13 protein-coding genes are annotated in these 16,225 nt (G+C 64.8%); all 13 read left to right on the top strand.

Features of this window, described 5'->3' with window-relative positions:
* Positions 1-13: 13 nt before the first annotated feature.
* Positions 14-529, top strand: coding sequence for a chemotaxis protein CheW (locus PI93_RS24260; RefSeq protein ID WP_010807747.1), 516 nt, complete (start codon positions 14-16; stop codon positions 527-529).
* 123 nt (positions 530-652) lie between these two features.
* Entirely contained in the window at positions 653-3,019 is a 2,367-nt protein-coding gene (locus tag PI93_RS25030) for a methyl-accepting chemotaxis protein (protein ID WP_052240411.1), read from the top strand.
* Positions 3,020-3,081: 62 nt separating this feature from the next.
* On the top strand, positions 3,082-4,848 hold the full coding sequence (locus PI93_RS24250; protein WP_039366399.1) for a methyl-accepting chemotaxis protein: 1,767 nt from the start codon (positions 3,082-3,084) through the stop codon (positions 4,846-4,848).
* 178 nt (positions 4,849-5,026) lie between these two features.
* Positions 5,027-6,652, top strand: a complete 1,626-nt coding sequence (locus PI93_RS24245; protein ID WP_080759033.1) for a methyl-accepting chemotaxis protein — start codon at positions 5,027-5,029, stop codon at positions 6,650-6,652.
* Between the two features lie 60 nt (positions 6,653-6,712).
* Positions 6,713-7,663, top strand: a complete 951-nt coding sequence (locus tag PI93_RS24240; RefSeq protein WP_144400378.1) for a CheR family methyltransferase — start codon at positions 6,713-6,715, stop codon at positions 7,661-7,663.
* A gap of 1 nt (position 7,664) precedes the next feature.
* Positions 7,665-8,339 carry a chemoreceptor glutamine deamidase CheD gene (gene cheD, locus PI93_RS24235; protein WP_039366402.1) on the top strand — a complete coding sequence of 225 codons (675 nt, stop codon included), beginning with the start codon at positions 7,665-7,667 and terminating at the stop codon, positions 8,337-8,339.
* A gap of 53 nt (positions 8,340-8,392) precedes the next feature.
* Positions 8,393-9,415 carry a protein-glutamate methylesterase/protein-glutamine glutaminase gene (locus PI93_RS24230; RefSeq protein WP_052240433.1) on the top strand — a complete coding sequence of 341 codons (1,023 nt, stop codon included), beginning with the start codon at positions 8,393-8,395 and terminating at the stop codon, positions 9,413-9,415.
* Positions 9,416-9,549: 134 nt separating this feature from the next.
* On the top strand, positions 9,550-9,948 hold the full coding sequence (gene cheY / locus PI93_RS24225; RefSeq protein ID WP_039366408.1) for a chemotaxis response regulator CheY: 399 nt from the start codon (positions 9,550-9,552) through the stop codon (positions 9,946-9,948).
* Positions 9,945-10,625 carry a protein phosphatase CheZ gene (gene cheZ / locus PI93_RS24220; protein WP_080759034.1) on the top strand — a complete coding sequence of 227 codons (681 nt, stop codon included), beginning with the start codon at positions 9,945-9,947 and terminating at the stop codon, positions 10,623-10,625. Before cheY ends, cheZ begins: the two co-directional genes overlap by 4 nt.
* Before the next feature lie 197 nt (positions 10,626-10,822).
* Complete coding sequence (gene flhB / locus PI93_RS24215) at positions 10,823-11,974, top strand: flagellar biosynthesis protein FlhB (RefSeq protein WP_039366411.1); 1,152 nt, start codon at positions 10,823-10,825, stop codon at positions 11,972-11,974.
* 48 nt (positions 11,975-12,022) lie between these two features.
* Positions 12,023-14,083, top strand: coding sequence for a flagellar biosynthesis protein FlhA (gene flhA / locus PI93_RS24210; protein WP_407945374.1), 2,061 nt, complete (start codon positions 12,023-12,025; stop codon positions 14,081-14,083).
* Positions 14,080-15,342: a flagellar biosynthesis protein FlhF gene (flhF, locus tag PI93_RS24205; RefSeq protein ID WP_039366415.1), complete on the top strand. Its 1,263-nt coding sequence runs from the start codon at positions 14,080-14,082 to the stop codon at positions 15,340-15,342. The genes flhA and flhF overlap by 4 nt, the downstream gene beginning before the upstream one ends.
* Complete coding sequence (locus tag PI93_RS24200; protein ID WP_052240414.1) at positions 15,335-16,189, top strand: MinD/ParA family ATP-binding protein; 855 nt, start codon at positions 15,335-15,337, stop codon at positions 16,187-16,189. The genes flhF and PI93_RS24200 overlap by 8 nt, the downstream gene beginning before the upstream one ends.
* The last annotated feature ends 36 nt before the right edge of the window (positions 16,190-16,225 follow it).

The raw sequence follows: 16,225 nt of genomic DNA, 5'->3' as shown, positions 1-16,225 counted from the left end.
GGAGACGCGTTAGATGGACAACCTTTCGCAAGAGCATGCCGTGTCGCGCCAGGGCGGCGCCATGCAGACCGATGGCGACGGTCAGGAATTTCTGGTCTTCACGCTCGGTGAAGAGGAATACGGTATCGACATCCTGAAGGTGCAGGAGATTCGCGGTTACGACGCCGTCACCCGCATCGCCAACGCGCCGGACTTCATCAAGGGCGTGATCAACCTGCGCGGCATCATCGTGCCGATCGTGGACATGCGCATCAAGTTCCGTCTGGGCCGCGTCGAGTACGACACGCAGACGGTCGTGATCATTCTGAACGTGGCAGGTCGCGTGGTCGGCATGGTGGTCGACGGCGTGTCCGACGTGCTCACGCTCGCACGTGGCGAAATCAAGCCGGCACCGGAGTTCGGCGCACAACTGGCGACCGAGTACATCACGGGTCTGGGCACGGTCGAGGGCCGCATGCTGATCCTGATGGATATCGAGAAGCTCATGACCAGCGACGACATGGCGCTCATCGAGCGTCTGGCGAGCTGAGTGAGCGCAGACGGGACGCCAAACACAGGACCGATAGCGCTGATGTGAACGGCGGGCCGAGACACCCGCAGCCTCACCCCACAGACCATAACCCATCCACCACAGTCCACGGAGACCGAGCACGTGCGCGATAACCAGCCCGTCACCCAGAACGAATTCGTCATCGGCGAGCATCAGTACCTGATCTCACGGACGGATCTCAAGGGGCGGATCACGTATGCCAATCCCGCCTTCGTCGAGGTGAGTGGCTATTCGCGTGAGGAACTGCTGGGCGCGCCGCACAACATCGTGCGCCATCCGGACATGCCGTCGGAGGCGTTCGGCGATCTGTGGGAGACGATCCAGCGCGGCGATACGTGGACCGGGCTGGTCAAGAATCGTCGCAAGAACGGCGACTACTACTGGGTGCTGGCAACGGTGACGCCGACGCTGGAAAACGGCGCGGTGGTGGGCTACACGTCGGTGCGCGTGCGTCCGGCTTCGGGGGCTGTGACGCAAGCGGAAGACATCTACGCACGCTTTCGCAACGGACAGGCGGGCAATCTGCGCATTCGCGGCGGTCAGGTCGAGCGTGGCGGCATCGCGGCGCTGGCGCGCAAGGTCCGGCTCGACACGCTGCGCGCGCGGCTGAGCGGCATCATCGTGCTCGGCGCGATCCTGCTGGCCGTGGTCGGCGGGCTGGGCTTGTGGGGCGTGTCGAGCAGCAATCAGAAGCTGTTGCGGGTGTATCAGAACGGCATGGTGCCGGTCAGCACGCTGGGCGTGATCGGGCAGAAGCTCGACCGCGATGTGCTGCTCGTGGCCGAAGCGGTGGGCAGCCCGAACCTCGACGCAATGAAGCGCGCGGGCGATGAAATCGCGGGCAGCCTCGATGAGATCAATCGCCAGTGGGCGGCGTACATGAAGTCGGTCGATCCGGCGACGCAGGCGCAGGCGGAACGCTTCAACGTGATTCGCCAGCGCTTCACGACCGACGGTTTGCAACAGACGGTCGAGATGCTCAAGGTCGGCTCGGCGGAAGGCGCACAACAGACGTATCTCGAGAAGGTGAAGCCTGCCTACGGTCCGATGCGCGACGAGCTGAATGTGCTCACGCGGCTCGAACTCACGCAGGCGACCGATTTGTACCAGCAGGCACAAAAGGAACACACGCTCGTGCGCGGCGCCACGATCGTGGCGGTGCTCGGCGGCATTGTTGTGCTGTTCGTCCTTGGCAGCATTCTGCGCCGGGCGATCAACCATCCGCTGCGCGTTGCGCTGTCGATGTCCAAGCAGATCGCGGCGGGCGATCTGACCGGCACGGCGCAAAGCACGGGGCGCGACGAGATCGGACAGTTGCTGTTCGGCCTCACGGTGATGAAGAACAGCCTGCTGTCGATCGTCTCCGACGTGCGCGAAGGGATCGAATCGATCAACGTGGCCTCGCGTGAAATCGCCGCAGGCAACACCGATCTGTCGGCCCGCACGGAGCAACAGGCCGCGTCGCTGGAGCAGACCGCTTCGTCGATGGAACAACTGACGGCTACGGTCAAGCAGAACGCGGACAACGCCCGGCAGGCGAGCGCGATGGCGGTGAACGCGTCGGAAATTGCGGCGCGCGGCGGTCAGGTGGTCGGCAACGTGGTCGACACGATGGACGGCATCTCGACAAGCTCGCACAAGATCGTCGACATCATCAGCGTGATCGAAGGCATTGCGTTCCAGACCAACATTCTCGCGCTGAACGCCGCCGTGGAAGCGGCCCGCGCGGGCGAGCAAGGCCGTGGCTTTGCCGTCGTGGCGGGCGAAGTGCGCACGCTGGCGCAACGCAGTGCCGCAGCGGCGAAGGAAATCAAGGTGCTGATCGAGGACTCGGTCGGGCGTGTGGAAAACGGCTCGGCGCTCGTGGCGCAGGCCGGTCAGACCATGGACGAGATCGTGCAGGCGGTCAAACGCGTGACCGACATCATGGGCGAGATCTCGGCGGCGTCGGCAGAACAGTCGAGCGGCATCGAACAGGTCAACCGTGCCGTGACGCAGATGGACGAGGTCACGCAGCAGAACGCGGCGCTCGTGGAAGAAGCGGCGGCCGCCGCCGGCTCGCTCGAAGACCAGGCGCATCGCCTGCGCGATGCCGTTTCCGTGTTCCGCGTCGGCGATAGCGTCAAGGTTGCAGGGGTTGCCGGGGCGCCCAGTGCCGCAATGCAACGCACGGCGTCTACCGTGCGGCGCTCGGGCGGGGCGGCACCGGCAGTGTCAGCTACCGCGTCGGCAGCCGGCGCGGCACCGGCACGCGCCAGTGCTGGCGGGGGCGCAATGCGTGCTCTCACGCGCCGTCCGCAATCGCCCGCACCGGCGGCACCCGCCATCGCGAGCACACAGGAAGACGCCCAGGTGCTGCAACTGGCAGCACGACGGGGCAAGGCGCCGGCGGCAGGATCGGCAGGCGGATCGACGCAGACAACGTCGACGGCGAAGTCGAGCGATCCGGGTGACTGGGAAGAGTTTTGACGTTTCGATGATTCAGATGGGTACGCCGGCCATGGGCCGGTCTTCACGGGGTAGAGGTCGTTATGTTTAAGAATGTCACCATCCGGGCTCGGCTGACGCTGGCGCTAGGACTCTTCATGGTGCTGCTGGTTGTCGGCGCCGCTGTGGGTCTCATTTCGCTGCGACAAAGCAACGCATCGTTGCAGGAGATTTACTCGAACGACATGGCGTCGGCGCGCTCGCTCGCGCAGACAACGATCTCGACACTGAGTGCGCGCGTGACCCTTTCGCGCATCGAATTCATTGCCGATCCGACCGAAATCAAGACGGCCATCGAGAGCGTTCGCAATAACCTCAAAAAGGCCGACGACGCCTGGGCGGCCTACGCGGCGTTGCCGATGAGCGACGGCGAAAAGAGCGTCGCCGATGCGGTGATCGCCGCGCGCGGCAAAGTGGTCAACGACGGTATTCTGCCCGCCCTCAAGGCCATCGAATCCGGCGACATTCCCGACTTCCACGCCAAGACGGTGATGGACGTGCCGCGCCTGTTCGGCGATTACACGAAAGCGATGACGGCGCTGGCCGATTTGCAGGTCAAGAACGCCGAAGAGCGCTACCTCGCTGCCCAGAGCCGTTACACGATGGTGATGTGGATGGTCGGCATCGGTCTGGTCGTGGGCCTGCTGGTCGGCATCGTGACGCAGATCACGCTCACGCGCGCCATCGTCGGCCCGATCGACGACGCCATCAAACATTTCGAGAAGATTGCCGGCGGCGACCTCACGCAGCGCATCGACGTGTGGAACGACACCGAGACCGGACGCCTGTTCAAGGGCGTGAAGCACATGCAGGAAAGCCTGGTGCGCACGGTGGCGGAAGTGCGCTCGGGCACCGAGTCGATCACGTCGGCGGCGCAGCAGATCGCCGCAGGCAACACCGACCTGTCGGCGCGTACCGAGCAGCAGGCTGCGTCGCTGGAAGAGACGGCGTCGTCGATGGAGGAACTCACGGCGACCGTGCGCCAGAATGCCGACAACGCGCGCCAGGCCAGCCAGCTTGCCGTGAACGCCTCGGAAATCGCCACGCGCGGCGGTGAAGTCTCCGGACAGGTTGGCGAAACGATGGACGGCATCTCGGCCAGCTCGAACAAGATCGTCGACATCATCAGCGTGATCGATGGCATCGCGTTCCAGACCAACATCCTCGCGTTGAACGCAGCGGTGGAAGCGGCGCGTGCGGGTGAGCAAGGCCGTGGCTTTGCCGTCGTGGCCGGTGAAGTGCGCACGCTGGCGCAACGCTCCGCTGCGGCGGCGAAGGAAATCAAGGCGCTGATCGAAGAGTCGGCGCGTCGCGTGCAGGATGGCACGGCGCTCGTGGCCCAACAAGGTCAGACCATGGGCGAGATCGTGCAGGCGGTCAAACGCGTGACCGACATCATGGGCGAGATCTCGGCGGCATCGGCCGAACAGTCGAGCGGCATCGAACAGGTCAACCGTGCGATCACGCAGATGGACGAAGTGACGCAACAGAACGCGGCGCTCGTGGAAGAAGCGGCGGCCGCTGCCGGCTCGCTGGAAGAGCAGGCCAACCGCCTGAAGTCGGTCGTCTCGGTATTCCGTCTGGATGCCAGCCAGGCGGTGGCCAGTCACGCCGGCCCGGCACTGGCGGCGCTGCCGCCGGCGGCTCGTCCGGCAGTGAAGAAGAAGGTGGCGGCACCCGCTGCCGCTGCGGCACCGGCGGTAAAGACCGCATCGGCACCGCTGCGCAAGCCGGCACCGGCGGCTGCCGCCCCGGCGGCCAGCGCCCGCACCGGCACGGACGACGCAAGCGGCGATTGGGAAACCTTCTGATCGCACGTAACGCGAGCGTCAGGACAGCACGGTAAACCTACTGGAACGATGCACGCGTCCCCCGGGGATTGACGAACCGCACCCCGGAAGACGCGTGTCGGCAAGTGGCAACAATCGGTAAGACAAAAAGCCGTCGCGTGCATGACGCCGCGACGTGCAGCAGGTGGAGGGTCACATCATGATGCAGTTGAGTCTCAAAGCAAAACTCTGGTCCGCGCTCGCGCTGATGTGGCTAGGGCTTTTGATTCTCGGCGGCTGGGCTGCCTGGCATGAACGCGGCACGATGATGTCGGAGCGGCGCTCGGCGGTCGAGAACGTCGTCACCACCGCAGACGGGATCGTGCGCGATTACGCGGCGCAGGCAACGGCGGGCAAGATCACCGTCGATGAGGCAAAGCAGCAGGCGATGGCTCGCCTGAAAAGCATGCGCTACGGCGACAGTGGCTATGTGGTCATCTTCGACACGAAGCCGACCGTCCTCATGCATCCGACGCTCGCCGATCTGGTGAACAAGGACGTCTCCACCTACAAGGACTCGAACGGCAAGCTGCTCTATGTCGAGATGGCTCGCGTGGCCAAGGACAAAGGGGCCGGCTTCGTCGACTATTACGGCCGGGTGGCCGGCAGCGATCAACGTCTGGCCAAGCTCTCGTTCGTGAAGTATTTCGCGCCCTGGGATTGGGGCATGATGAGCGGCGTGTACGTGCAGGACATCGACGAAGCGTTCTACAGCACGTTGGTGCGCTTCGGCATTGCACTGCTCGTCATCGGTGCGATTGTCACGACCGCGATGGTTGCGATCATTCGCAACGTGCAACGCAGTCTCGGCGGCGAGCCGGAGTACGCGGCCGAGATCGCACAACGCATCGCCAGCGGCGATCTGCACGGTCACGTCAACGTGGCGCCGGGCGACACCAGCAGTCTGGTCTACGCCATGCAGCGCATGCAGCAAACGCTCGCCGAGACCATCGGACAGATTCGTCAGGGCACCGAGTCGATCACGACCGCCGCGCATGAAATCGCCGCAGGCAACACCGACCTGTCGGCGCGTACCGAACAGCAGGCGGCATCGCTTGAAGAGACGGCTTCTTCCATGGAGCAGCTCACGGCGACGGTCAAGCAGAACGCAGATAACGCGCGTCAGGCCAGCCAGCTTGCCGTGAACGCCTCGGAGATCGCCACGCGTGGTGGTGAAGTCTCCGGACAGGTTGGCGAAACGATGGACGGCATTTCGGCCAGCTCGAGCAAGATCGTCGACATCATCGGCGTGATCGACGGCATTGCGTTCCAGACCAACATCCTCGCGTTGAACGCAGCGGTGGAAGCCGCGCGTGCGGGCGAGCAAGGCCGCGGCTTTGCCGTCGTGGCCGGTGAAGTGCGCACGCTGGCGCAACGCAGCGCGGCGGCCGCCAAGGAAATCAAGGCGCTGATCGAAGACTCGGCGCGTCGTGTTCAGGACGGCACGACGCTCGTGGCGCAGCAGCGCCAGACCATGGGCGAGATCGTGCAGGCGGTCAAACGCGTGACCGACATCATGGGCGAGATCTCGGCGGCATCGGCCGAACAGTCGGGCGGCATCGAGCAAGTCAACCGCGCCGTAGCGCAAATGGACGAGGTGACGCAACAGAACGCGGCGCTCGTGGAAGAGGCTGCGGCGGCGGCCGGCGCACTGGAGTCGCAGGCGCATGACCTGCGTGAAGCCGTGTCGGTGTTCCAGACGAACGGCGCAGGCGGGGCGAGCGTGCACGCGATGAGTGCTACGCGCCGGGAAGCGACGCCGAAGCCGTTGGCGCGCGCGGCATGAGTCTGAACGCCGCAGTGAGCACAACGTAGCGCAACCGACGCCGTAGCAAAGTGAGAAACCATGACTGATTCGCGCAATACCTCGCAGCTCTCGCGCCGTGGTGCCGCCGGCAACGGCGGCGCGGACGGTGACGGCAGCTCGCGCAGCGCGGATTTCGCGCGCGCCAGCGGTGCCGCCCTGTCGGGCGAGCGCGACTTCGCCTTCTCGCTGGCCGATTTCGGCCGCATCCGGAACCTGATCTATCAGCGTGCCGGGATCGCGTTGGCCGAACACAAGCGCGAGATGGTGTACAGCCGTATCGCGCGGCGTTTGCGCGCGCTCGGCATGACCAGCTTCACCGAATACCTCGACATGCTCGAGGCCGACACGGGCGACAGCGAGTGGGAGGCGTTCACCAACGCGCTGACGACGAACCTCACGTCGTTCTTCCGCGAGTCGCATCACTTCCCGCTGCTTGCCGACTTCGTGCGTCAGCGCGCCAAGCCGATCTCGGTGTGGTGCTGCGCCGCGTCGACCGGAGAAGAGCCGTATTCGATCGCGATGACGCTCGTCGACACGCTCGGCTCGCGCCCCAACGCGAGCGTGCTGGCCACCGATGTCGACACGCAGGTACTCGCGCGCGCCTCGGCTGCCGTCTACAACGGCGAGCAGACCGGCAAGCTCACGCAAGAGCAGTTGCGCCGCCACTTCCTGCGAGGCACGGGCGCAAACGCGGGCAAGATCAAGGTGCGCCCGGAGTTGCAGCAACTGGTGACGTTCGCGCCGCTCAATCTGCTGGCGCCGTCGTGGCAGATCGGCGGCCCGTTCGACGTCATCTTCTGCCGCAACGTGATGATCTATTTCGACAAGGCCACGCAGGCGCGCATTCTCGAGCGCTTCGTGCCCTTGCTCAAGCCGGACGGGTTGCTCTTCGCCGGGCATTCCGAGAACTTCACCTATGTGAGCCGGGCGTTCCGACTGCGTGGGCAGACGGTCTACGAACTGGCCGGCACGAGTGCACGGGGAGCCTGATATGTCCCAGCCATTGGCCGAAGCCCTCGCGACCAACCATTACTTCGACAATGCGTTCAACACGCAGGCGGTGAAGTTGCTGCCGTCGGAGTATTACGTCACGACCGAGGACATCATGCTCGTGACGGTACTGGGCTCGTGTGTGGCGGCGTGTGTGCGCGACAGCGTCACCGGCATTGGCGGCATGAATCATTTCATGCTGCCGGACGATGGCGAGAGCGAGCGCGATCGGATACTCTCGGCGTCCATGCGCTACGGCGCGTATGCCATGGAAATGCTCATCAACGAGTTGATCAAGCTTGGCGCCAGGCGCGAACGGCTCGAGGCGAAAGTCTTCGGCGGCGGCGCAGTGCTGGCCGGCATGACCACATTGAATATCGGCGATCGCAATGCGAATTTCGTGTTGCGCTATCTCGAGATGGAGCAGATTCGCGTGACCGCGCAGGATCTGCTCGGACCGCATCCGCGCAAGGTGTGTTTTTTGCCGCGTACCGGCCGGGTGATGGTCAAGAAGCTGGGCGACCGGGGCGATCCGGCCATCGTTCAGCGCGAACAGGCGTACGCGCAACGTTTGCGCGCACGCGAAGTACGGGGCTCCGTAGAACTTTTTGCGCCACCGGCCAGAAATGCCAAGCCTCGGCCGGGGCCTGACAACCGACAAATGGAGGAGGCTTGAGCGAACCAATCAAAGTCCTGTGCGTGGACGATTCCGCACTCGTGCGCAGCTTGATGACGGAGATCATCAATGCGCAACCGGACATGACCGTTGTGGCGACCGCCCCCGATCCGCTCGTGGCGCGCGACCTGATCAAGCAGTTCAATCCGGACGTGCTCACGCTCGACGTCGAAATGCCGCGCATGGACGGGCTGGACTTCCTCGAGAAGCTCATGCGCCTGCGTCCGATGCCGGTGTTGATGGTGTCGTCGCTGACCGAGCGCGGCTCGGAAGTCACGCTGCGTGCGCTCGAACTCGGCGCGGTGGACTTCGTGACCAAGCCGCGGCTGGGCATTCGCGACGGCATGCTCGAATACGGCGAGATGATCGCCGACAAGATTCGGGCCGCCGCCCGCGCCCGGGTACGGAGCGCTCCGCCCAAGAGCGCGGTGCCGGTGCCGGTCGAAGCGGCGCCGATGCTGCGCAACCCGCTCGTGTCGACGGAAAAGCTGATCATCATTGGCGCGTCGACTGGCGGAACCGAAGCGATTCGCGAGGTACTGGTGCCGATGCCGCCGGATGCGCCGGCGATTCTGATCACCCAGCATATGCCGGCGGGCTTCACCAAGTCGTTCGCGCAGCGCCTGAACGGGCTGTGCCGCATCACGGTGAAGGAAGCCGAGCATGGGGAGCGGGTGTTGCCGGGGCACGCGTACATCGCGCCGGGCGGCGACACGCACTTGCAGCTCTCGCGAAGCGGTGCGAACTATGTCGCCTTGCTCGACCCGGCGCCGCCGGTGAATCGACATCGGCCGTCGGTCGATGTATTGTTTCGCTCCGCAGCGGTCCATGCGGGACGTAACGCAATCGGGGTGATTCTCACGGGCATGGGGCGCGACGGTGCCGCCGGTCTCGTGGAGATGCGCCGGGCCGGCGCGTACACCTTCGCGCAGGACGAAGCGAGCTGTATCGTATTCGGCATGCCGCGCGAGGCCATTGCGATGGGTGGCGCGGAAGAAGTGGTGCCGCTGCACGAGATGGCCCGCAAAGTGCTGCATCAGGTCGCGAAATTTGGCGAACGCACCCAACGGGTATAGTAAAGCGCTTTTTGGCGTTTTTTCGCCGTATCGTTCGTCACGATTTGCGGACACACTCTGGGCACTGAGTGACGGCGGAATTTGCCCATGAATATCGCCGGCCCCCGAGGGGTGCCGGCCGAATTGGAGTAATGATGGTAGACAAGAACATGAAATTCCTGGTCGTCGACGATTTTCCGACGATGCGCCGCATTGTGCGAAACCTGCTCAAGGAGTTGGGCTTCTCCAATGTCGACGAAGCGGAAGACGGTCTGGCGGCGCTGGCCAAGCTGCGCGGCGGTAGCTTCGAATTCGTGGTGTCGGACTGGAACATGCCGAACATGGACGGCCTGACCATGCTCCAGCAGATTCGTGCCGATCCGAACCTCTCGAAGCTGCCGGTGCTGATGGTGACGGCCGAAGCGAAGAAGGAAAACATCATCGCCGCTGCCCAGGCAGGGGCGAGCGGTTACGTGGTCAAGCCGTTCACGGCCGCGACCCTGGATGAAAAGCTGGGCAAGATCTTCGAGAAAATGGAAAAGACGGGGGCCTGAGCGTGACCCACGAGGCGAGCACTGAATGGCCGGGTGAGCCCGATGGCGCTTACGTGACCGGCGAGGCGGACCCCGCCGAGCGCATGCTGATGCGCATCGGCCAGTTGACACGCATGTTGCGCGACAACCTGCGTGAGCTGGGTCTGGACAAGCAACTCGAGCAAGCTGCCGAAGCGATTCCCGATGCGCGCGACCGTCTGAACTACGTCGCGACCATGACCGAGCAGGCGGCGGTGCGGGCGCTCACCGCCATCGAATTGGCCAAGCCGCTTCAGGATCGTCTCGAAGCGGATGCCAACGCCCTCGACGAACGCTGGGCCAAGTGGTTCGACGAGCCGCTCGAACTTGAGGATGCGCGCAAGCTCGTGCTCGAGACACGCACCTATCTGCGTCGCGTACCCGAAGACACCCGCGCGACCAACAACCATCTGATGGAAATCATGATGGCGCAGGACTTCCAGGATCTGACCGGTCAGGTCATCAAGAAGGTCATGGATGTCGTGCAGGAAATCGAGAAGCACCTGCTCCAGACGCTGCTCGAGAACATGCCGCCCGAGAAACGCAAAGAGGCCGAAGACTCGCTGCTCAACGGGCCGCAGATCAAGAAGGAAGGCCGCACCGACATCGTGGCCGATCAGGGGCAAGTCGACGACCTGCTCGCCAGCCTCGGCTTCTGAGTGAGCGCCCCGCCAGCCGGTGACCGGCCTGGCGGGCGTGGCTTTCCGGCCCCTGTGCCGGTCCCGGCGCCAACCCGATTTGGCCGCCGTCACGAAATACCGCCCAATCCCGCCTCTATTCCCCCCTTTGTGACTTGACGGTTACGGCCATAATCGGTCGCGATAGGGTGGGTTCGTCCGCCCGCTGTGGATAGGGCATGGCTGAGGAAAGCGATCTCGAAAAGTCGGAACCTGCGTCTCCCCGGCGTCTTGAAAAGGCGCGCGAGGAGGGGCAGGTTGCGCGTTCGCGCGAGCTTTCCACGTTCGCCTTGCTGGCGGCCGGGGTCGCCGGCCTGTGGATGACGGCCGACCGGATCTCGCAAGGCTTCGCGCAACTCATGCGTCACGGCATGGCGTTCGAGCCGGGCACCGCCCTCGACACCCATCGCATGCTGTCCTATGCCGCTCACTCGGGCGCCGACGCTCTCATCACCATCGCCCCGTTGCTCGGCGTGCTGGTGATCGCGGCCATTGCGGCCCCGATGGCGCTCGGCGGCTGGCTCTTCACGACCAAATCGCTCGCTCCCAACTTCGGCCGTCTGAACCCGCTCAAGGGGCTGGGCCGCATGTTCTCGACGCAAGGTCTGGTCGAGCTGATCAAGGCGGTGGCGAAGACCGTGCTCGTCGGCGCGGTGGCTTACTGGGCGATCGCCCGCGACAAAGACGCCGTGATGGGCCTGATGACCCAGTCGCCGCGCGCCGCCCTGCCACATGTGGGCGAGATGATCGTGGTGTGCTGCGCGTTCATCGTGTCGTCACTGCTGCTGGTGGCGGCCATCGATATTCCGTTCCAGCTCTGGCAGCACTACAAGAAGTTGCGCATGACCAAAGAGGAAGTGCGTCAGGAGAACAAGGAGTCGGAAGGCGACCCGCACCTCAAGGCGCACATTCGTCAGTTGCAGCGTCAGGCCGCACGCCGCCGCATGATGCAGGACGTGCCCAAGGCCGACGTGATCGTGACCAACCCGACGCACTTTGCCGTCGCCCTCGAATACAAGGACAACATGCGCGCGCCGCGTGTGCTGGCCAAGGGCACCGACCTGGTGGCGCAGCGCATCCGCGAAATGGGTGCGCAGCACAACATCCCGATTCTCGAAGCTCCGCCGCTCGCTCGCGCGCTGCATGCGCACGTCGAGATCGGCCACGAAATCCCGGCCACGCTGTACACGGCCGTGGCCGAAGTGCTGGCGTGGGTCTTCCAGCTTCGCCGCTGGCGTACCGAAGGGGGCGTGGAACCGAACGTTCCGTCGGACCTGCCGGTGCCGGCCGAACTCGACGCGCCGCGGCGCGCCGGGTCGAAACGAGTGTAACGAATGAACCTCAACCCTCGCGCGAACCAGTTGCTGCGCTCGTCGCAAATGCTCCTCGGCGGCAGTCTGAAGTCGCTTGCCGCGCCGGTGCTGATCATCATGATTCTGGGCATGATGATCCTCCCGTTGCCGCCGTTCATCCTGGATCTGCTGTTCACCTTCAACATCGCCCTGGCGGTGATGGTGCTGCTCGTGAGCATGTACACGCAAAAGCCGCTCGACTTTGCGGCGTTCCCGAGCGTGCTGCTGTTCTCCACGCTGCTGCGACTGTCACTGAACGTGGCGTCGACGCGCGTGGTGCTGCTCGAAGGCCACACCGGCCCGGACGCCGCCGGCAAGGTGATCGAGGCGTTCGGCCACTTCCTCGTGGGGGGCAACTACGCCGTCGGTATCGTGGTGTTCATCATCCTCGTGGTCATCAACTTCATGGTGATTACGAAGGGGGCGGGGCGTATCGCCGAAGTGGGCGCGCGCTTTACCCTCGACGCCATGCCCGGCAAGCAGATGGCCATCGACGCCGACCTGAACGCCGGCCTGATCGGCGAAGAGGAAGCGCGCAAGCGCCGCTCGGTGATCGCGCAGGAAGCCGACTTCTACGGCTCGATGGACGGTGCATCGAAGTTCGTGCGCGGGGACGCAGTTGCCGGTCTGCTCATCATGGTCATCAACATCGTCGGTGGGCTGATCGTCGGCGTGGTCCAGCACGGGCTGGACATCGGCCTGGCCGCCAAGAACTACACGCTGCTGACCATCGGTGACGGTCTCGTCGCGCAGATCCCGGCCCTGGTGATCTCGACGGCCGCCGGTGTGGTGGTCTCCCGGGTGGCCACCGACGAAGACGTTGGCCAGCAGGTCGTCTCGCAACTGTTCAGCAATCCGCGTGTGCTCGGCATCACGGCGGCAATTCTCGGACTGATGGGCCTGATCCCGGGCATGCCGCACTTCGCCTTCCTGCTGTTGGCGATCGGTCTGGGCGCACTCGCCCGTTGGCAGTTCCGCAAGGCCGAGGCGGCCAAGCAACAGGCGACGCGTCCCACGCCGGTGGCATCGACCGCGCCGGCCGAAGTGGCCGAAGCCTCGTGGGACGACGTGGCGCTCGTCGACCCGCTGGGGTTGGAAGTCGGCTATCGCCTGATTCCGCTCGTCGACCGCAATCAGGACGGCGAGTTGCTCAAGCGGATCAAGGGCATTCGCAAGAAATTCGCACAGGAAATCGGCTTCCTCGCGCCGGTGGTGCACATCCGAGACAACCTGGAGCTGCGCCCGAACCAGTACCGCATCACGCTCAAGGGCGTGATCATCGGCGAGGGCGAAGCGTACCCCGGCCAACTGCTCGCCATCGATCCGGGGCAGGTCAGTGCGCCGCTGCAAGGCACGCCGACGCGCGACCCCGCCTTCGGTCTGCCGGCCACGTGGATCGACGTCGGCCAGCGCGATCAGGCGCAGGCCTACGGTTATACGGTGGTCGACGCCGGCACCGTAGTCGCCACGCATTTGAATCACCTGATCAACGCTCATTCGCACGAGTTGCTCGGACGTCAGGAAGTGCAGCAGCTCATCGAGCGCATCGGCAAGGATGCGCCGAAGCTCATCGAAGATCTGGTGCCGAAGACCGTTGCGCTCACCACGTTGCAGAAGGTGTTGCAGAACCTGCTCGAGGAGCGGGTGCCGATTCGCGACATGCGCACGATCATCGACACGATTGCCGAGCACGGCGCGCGCGTGCAGGACCCTTACGACCTCACGGCGCTGGTGCGCCTGGCGCTTGGCCGCGCGATCACGCAGAGCGTGTTCCCGGGCAGCGGCGACCTCGAAGTGGTCGGGCTCGACGCCAATCTCGAACGCATTCTCACGCAGGCATTGTCCGCAGGCGGAGGCACCGGTCTCGAGCCGGGCCTCGCGGACACGTTGCTGCGCGAAACACAGGCAGCCGTGGCGCGTCAGGAGCGCCAGGGATTGCCGCCGGTATTGCTGGTCCAACATCCGCTGCGTTCGCTGCTCTCGCGCTTCCTGCGCCGCAGCCTGCCGCAGCTCAAGGTTTTGTCGTATGCGGAAGTGCCTGACACACGGAACGTGAAAATGACGGCACTCATCGGAGGTCAAGCGTGAAGATTCGGAAATTCTTTGCGGGCACGTGCCGCGACGCACTGCGCCAGATTCGCGAGGAAATCGGACCCGATGCGGTCGTGTTGTCCAACCGCTCGGTCGCCAACGGCGTGGAAATCGTCGCGCTGGCGGAAGAGGATCTCGACGCGCTCGCGGGCGGCGACATGCCGACGCACCGGCCGCGTCCACGCCCGGCAGCGCCTGCGCCGGTCGCTGCAACGTCGGCGGTAAGTCCCCATGACGCGGCTGCGGCGAGCGCGTTTGCCCAGACCATGATGGGCGAACTCCAGAGCATGCGCGGGTTGCTCGAAGAGCAGGTCGCGGGGCTGGTCTGGAACGACAAGCAACGCCGCTCGCCGGCACAGGGCGAGATTCTGCGCACGCTGCTCGCGGCCGGGTTCTCGGCGCAACTGGGTCGCGCATTGCTGGAGCATCTGCCGGAAGGGAGCGACCGCGAGAATGGGCTCGACTGGGTGAAGAGCGCGCTCACGCGCAACCTGCCCATCATGCCGAACGAAGACGAACTGATGGACCGGGGCGGCGTGTATGCGCTAATGGGGCCGACCGGCGTGGGCAAGACCACGACGACGGCCAAGCTCGCGGCGCGTTGCGTGATGCGTCACGGCGCCGAGAAGCTCGCACTGCTCACGACCGACAGCTATCGTATCGGCGGCCATGAACAATTGCGCATCTACGGCAAGATTCTCGGCGTGACGGTGCATGCGGTGAAGGACGCCACGGATCTGCGTCTTGCGCTGACCGAGTTGCGCAACAAACATATGGTGCTGATTGACACGGTGGGCATGAGTCAGCGCGATCGCACGGTGCCAGAACAGGTCGCGATGTTGTGCGGCGCGGAGACACCGGTGCAACGTCTGCTGTTGCTCAATGCGACGAGTCATGGCGACACGCTCAACGAAGTGGTGCATGCCTATCGCAGCGCCAGTGCGGACGGCGGCGGTGATCTCGCCGGGTGTATCCTGACGAAACTCGACGAGACGACCAATCTCGGTTCGGTGCTCGATACGGTGATTCGTCACCGTTTGCCGGTGCATTACGTTTCCACGGGGCAGCGAGTGCCGGAGAATCTGCACGTGGCAGACCGGCAGTTCCTGATCGATACGGCGCTTTCTGCGCCGGTGACGGGTTCGCCGTTCGTGCCGGCCGAGGAAGATTTGCCGGCGGTGGTGCGCGGAGTCGATCCCAACTACAGCGGGCTGTTCGCGCCTGCTCAACCTTCAGGCGAGGCCTGCTTTGGTTAAACTCGTAGTCGATCAGGCTGAGGGGCTGCGCCGACTGGTGGCGCGCCACACCACGCGTATCGTTGCGGTGGTGGGGAGTGCGCCTGAAGCGGGTCAGACGAGTGCGGCGCTGAATCTGGCCAGTGCGCTGGCCCATCACGGTCAGGATGTCGTGCTGGCCGACGAGAGCGGCCATGCGGCGCCGGCCCTCGGCTTGCCGCTGCGCGGCGATATCCATGATGTGCTCGCCGGGCGTGTCTCGCCCGAGGCGATTCGCGTTCATACGCGCGACAACGTGGTCCTGGTGCCGGTGGCGCACCGTCATCCCGAACGTATCGATCCGTCGCGCGCGTTGCCGTTGCTGACGACGGGCGACCCCGACATCGTGGTTATCGATTGCACGCACGCTGGCGCGGTGCTCAGCCCGCTGGCTGCCCATGCGCACGATGTCATGGTGGTGCTCGGTTGCGAACCGGCATCGATCACGGGGGCCTATTCGTGGATCAAGCAGGCGCATTACGACTATGCGCTGGCGCAATTCCGGGTGTTGGTGAACCGGGCGGAAGATATGGAGGCACGTGTGGTGTGCCGTAATCTGGCAACGACGGCGAGCCGCTATCTGGCGGTGTCGCTGGAACTGGCCGGCCATGTGCCGACGGATCGGCAGGTCATGCGTGCGCGGCAACTGACGCGCACGGTGGTCGATGCGTTCCCGATGGCGCCGTCGGCGGTGGCGTATCGTCAGTTGGCGGCACAGGTGATGCATTGGCCGTTGGCGATGCGCGAGACAGGGCCGGCGGCGCTCGGCGCCGATCGTGGCAGCGAACTGACGCATGATGTGGGCGCGCTCAGCGCCCACACGGTCTGAGCGTCAAGGCACGCGTCGAGAGGAAGCGGAGGGAAA

The organism is Pandoraea fibrosis (genome assembly GCF_000807775.2).
In the GTDB taxonomy this organism is placed as follows: Bacteria; Pseudomonadota; Gammaproteobacteria; order Burkholderiales; family Burkholderiaceae; genus Pandoraea; species Pandoraea fibrosis.
The sequence above is the reverse complement of the archived record's forward strand: the minus strand, read 5'-3'. Positions and strand labels throughout refer to the sequence as shown.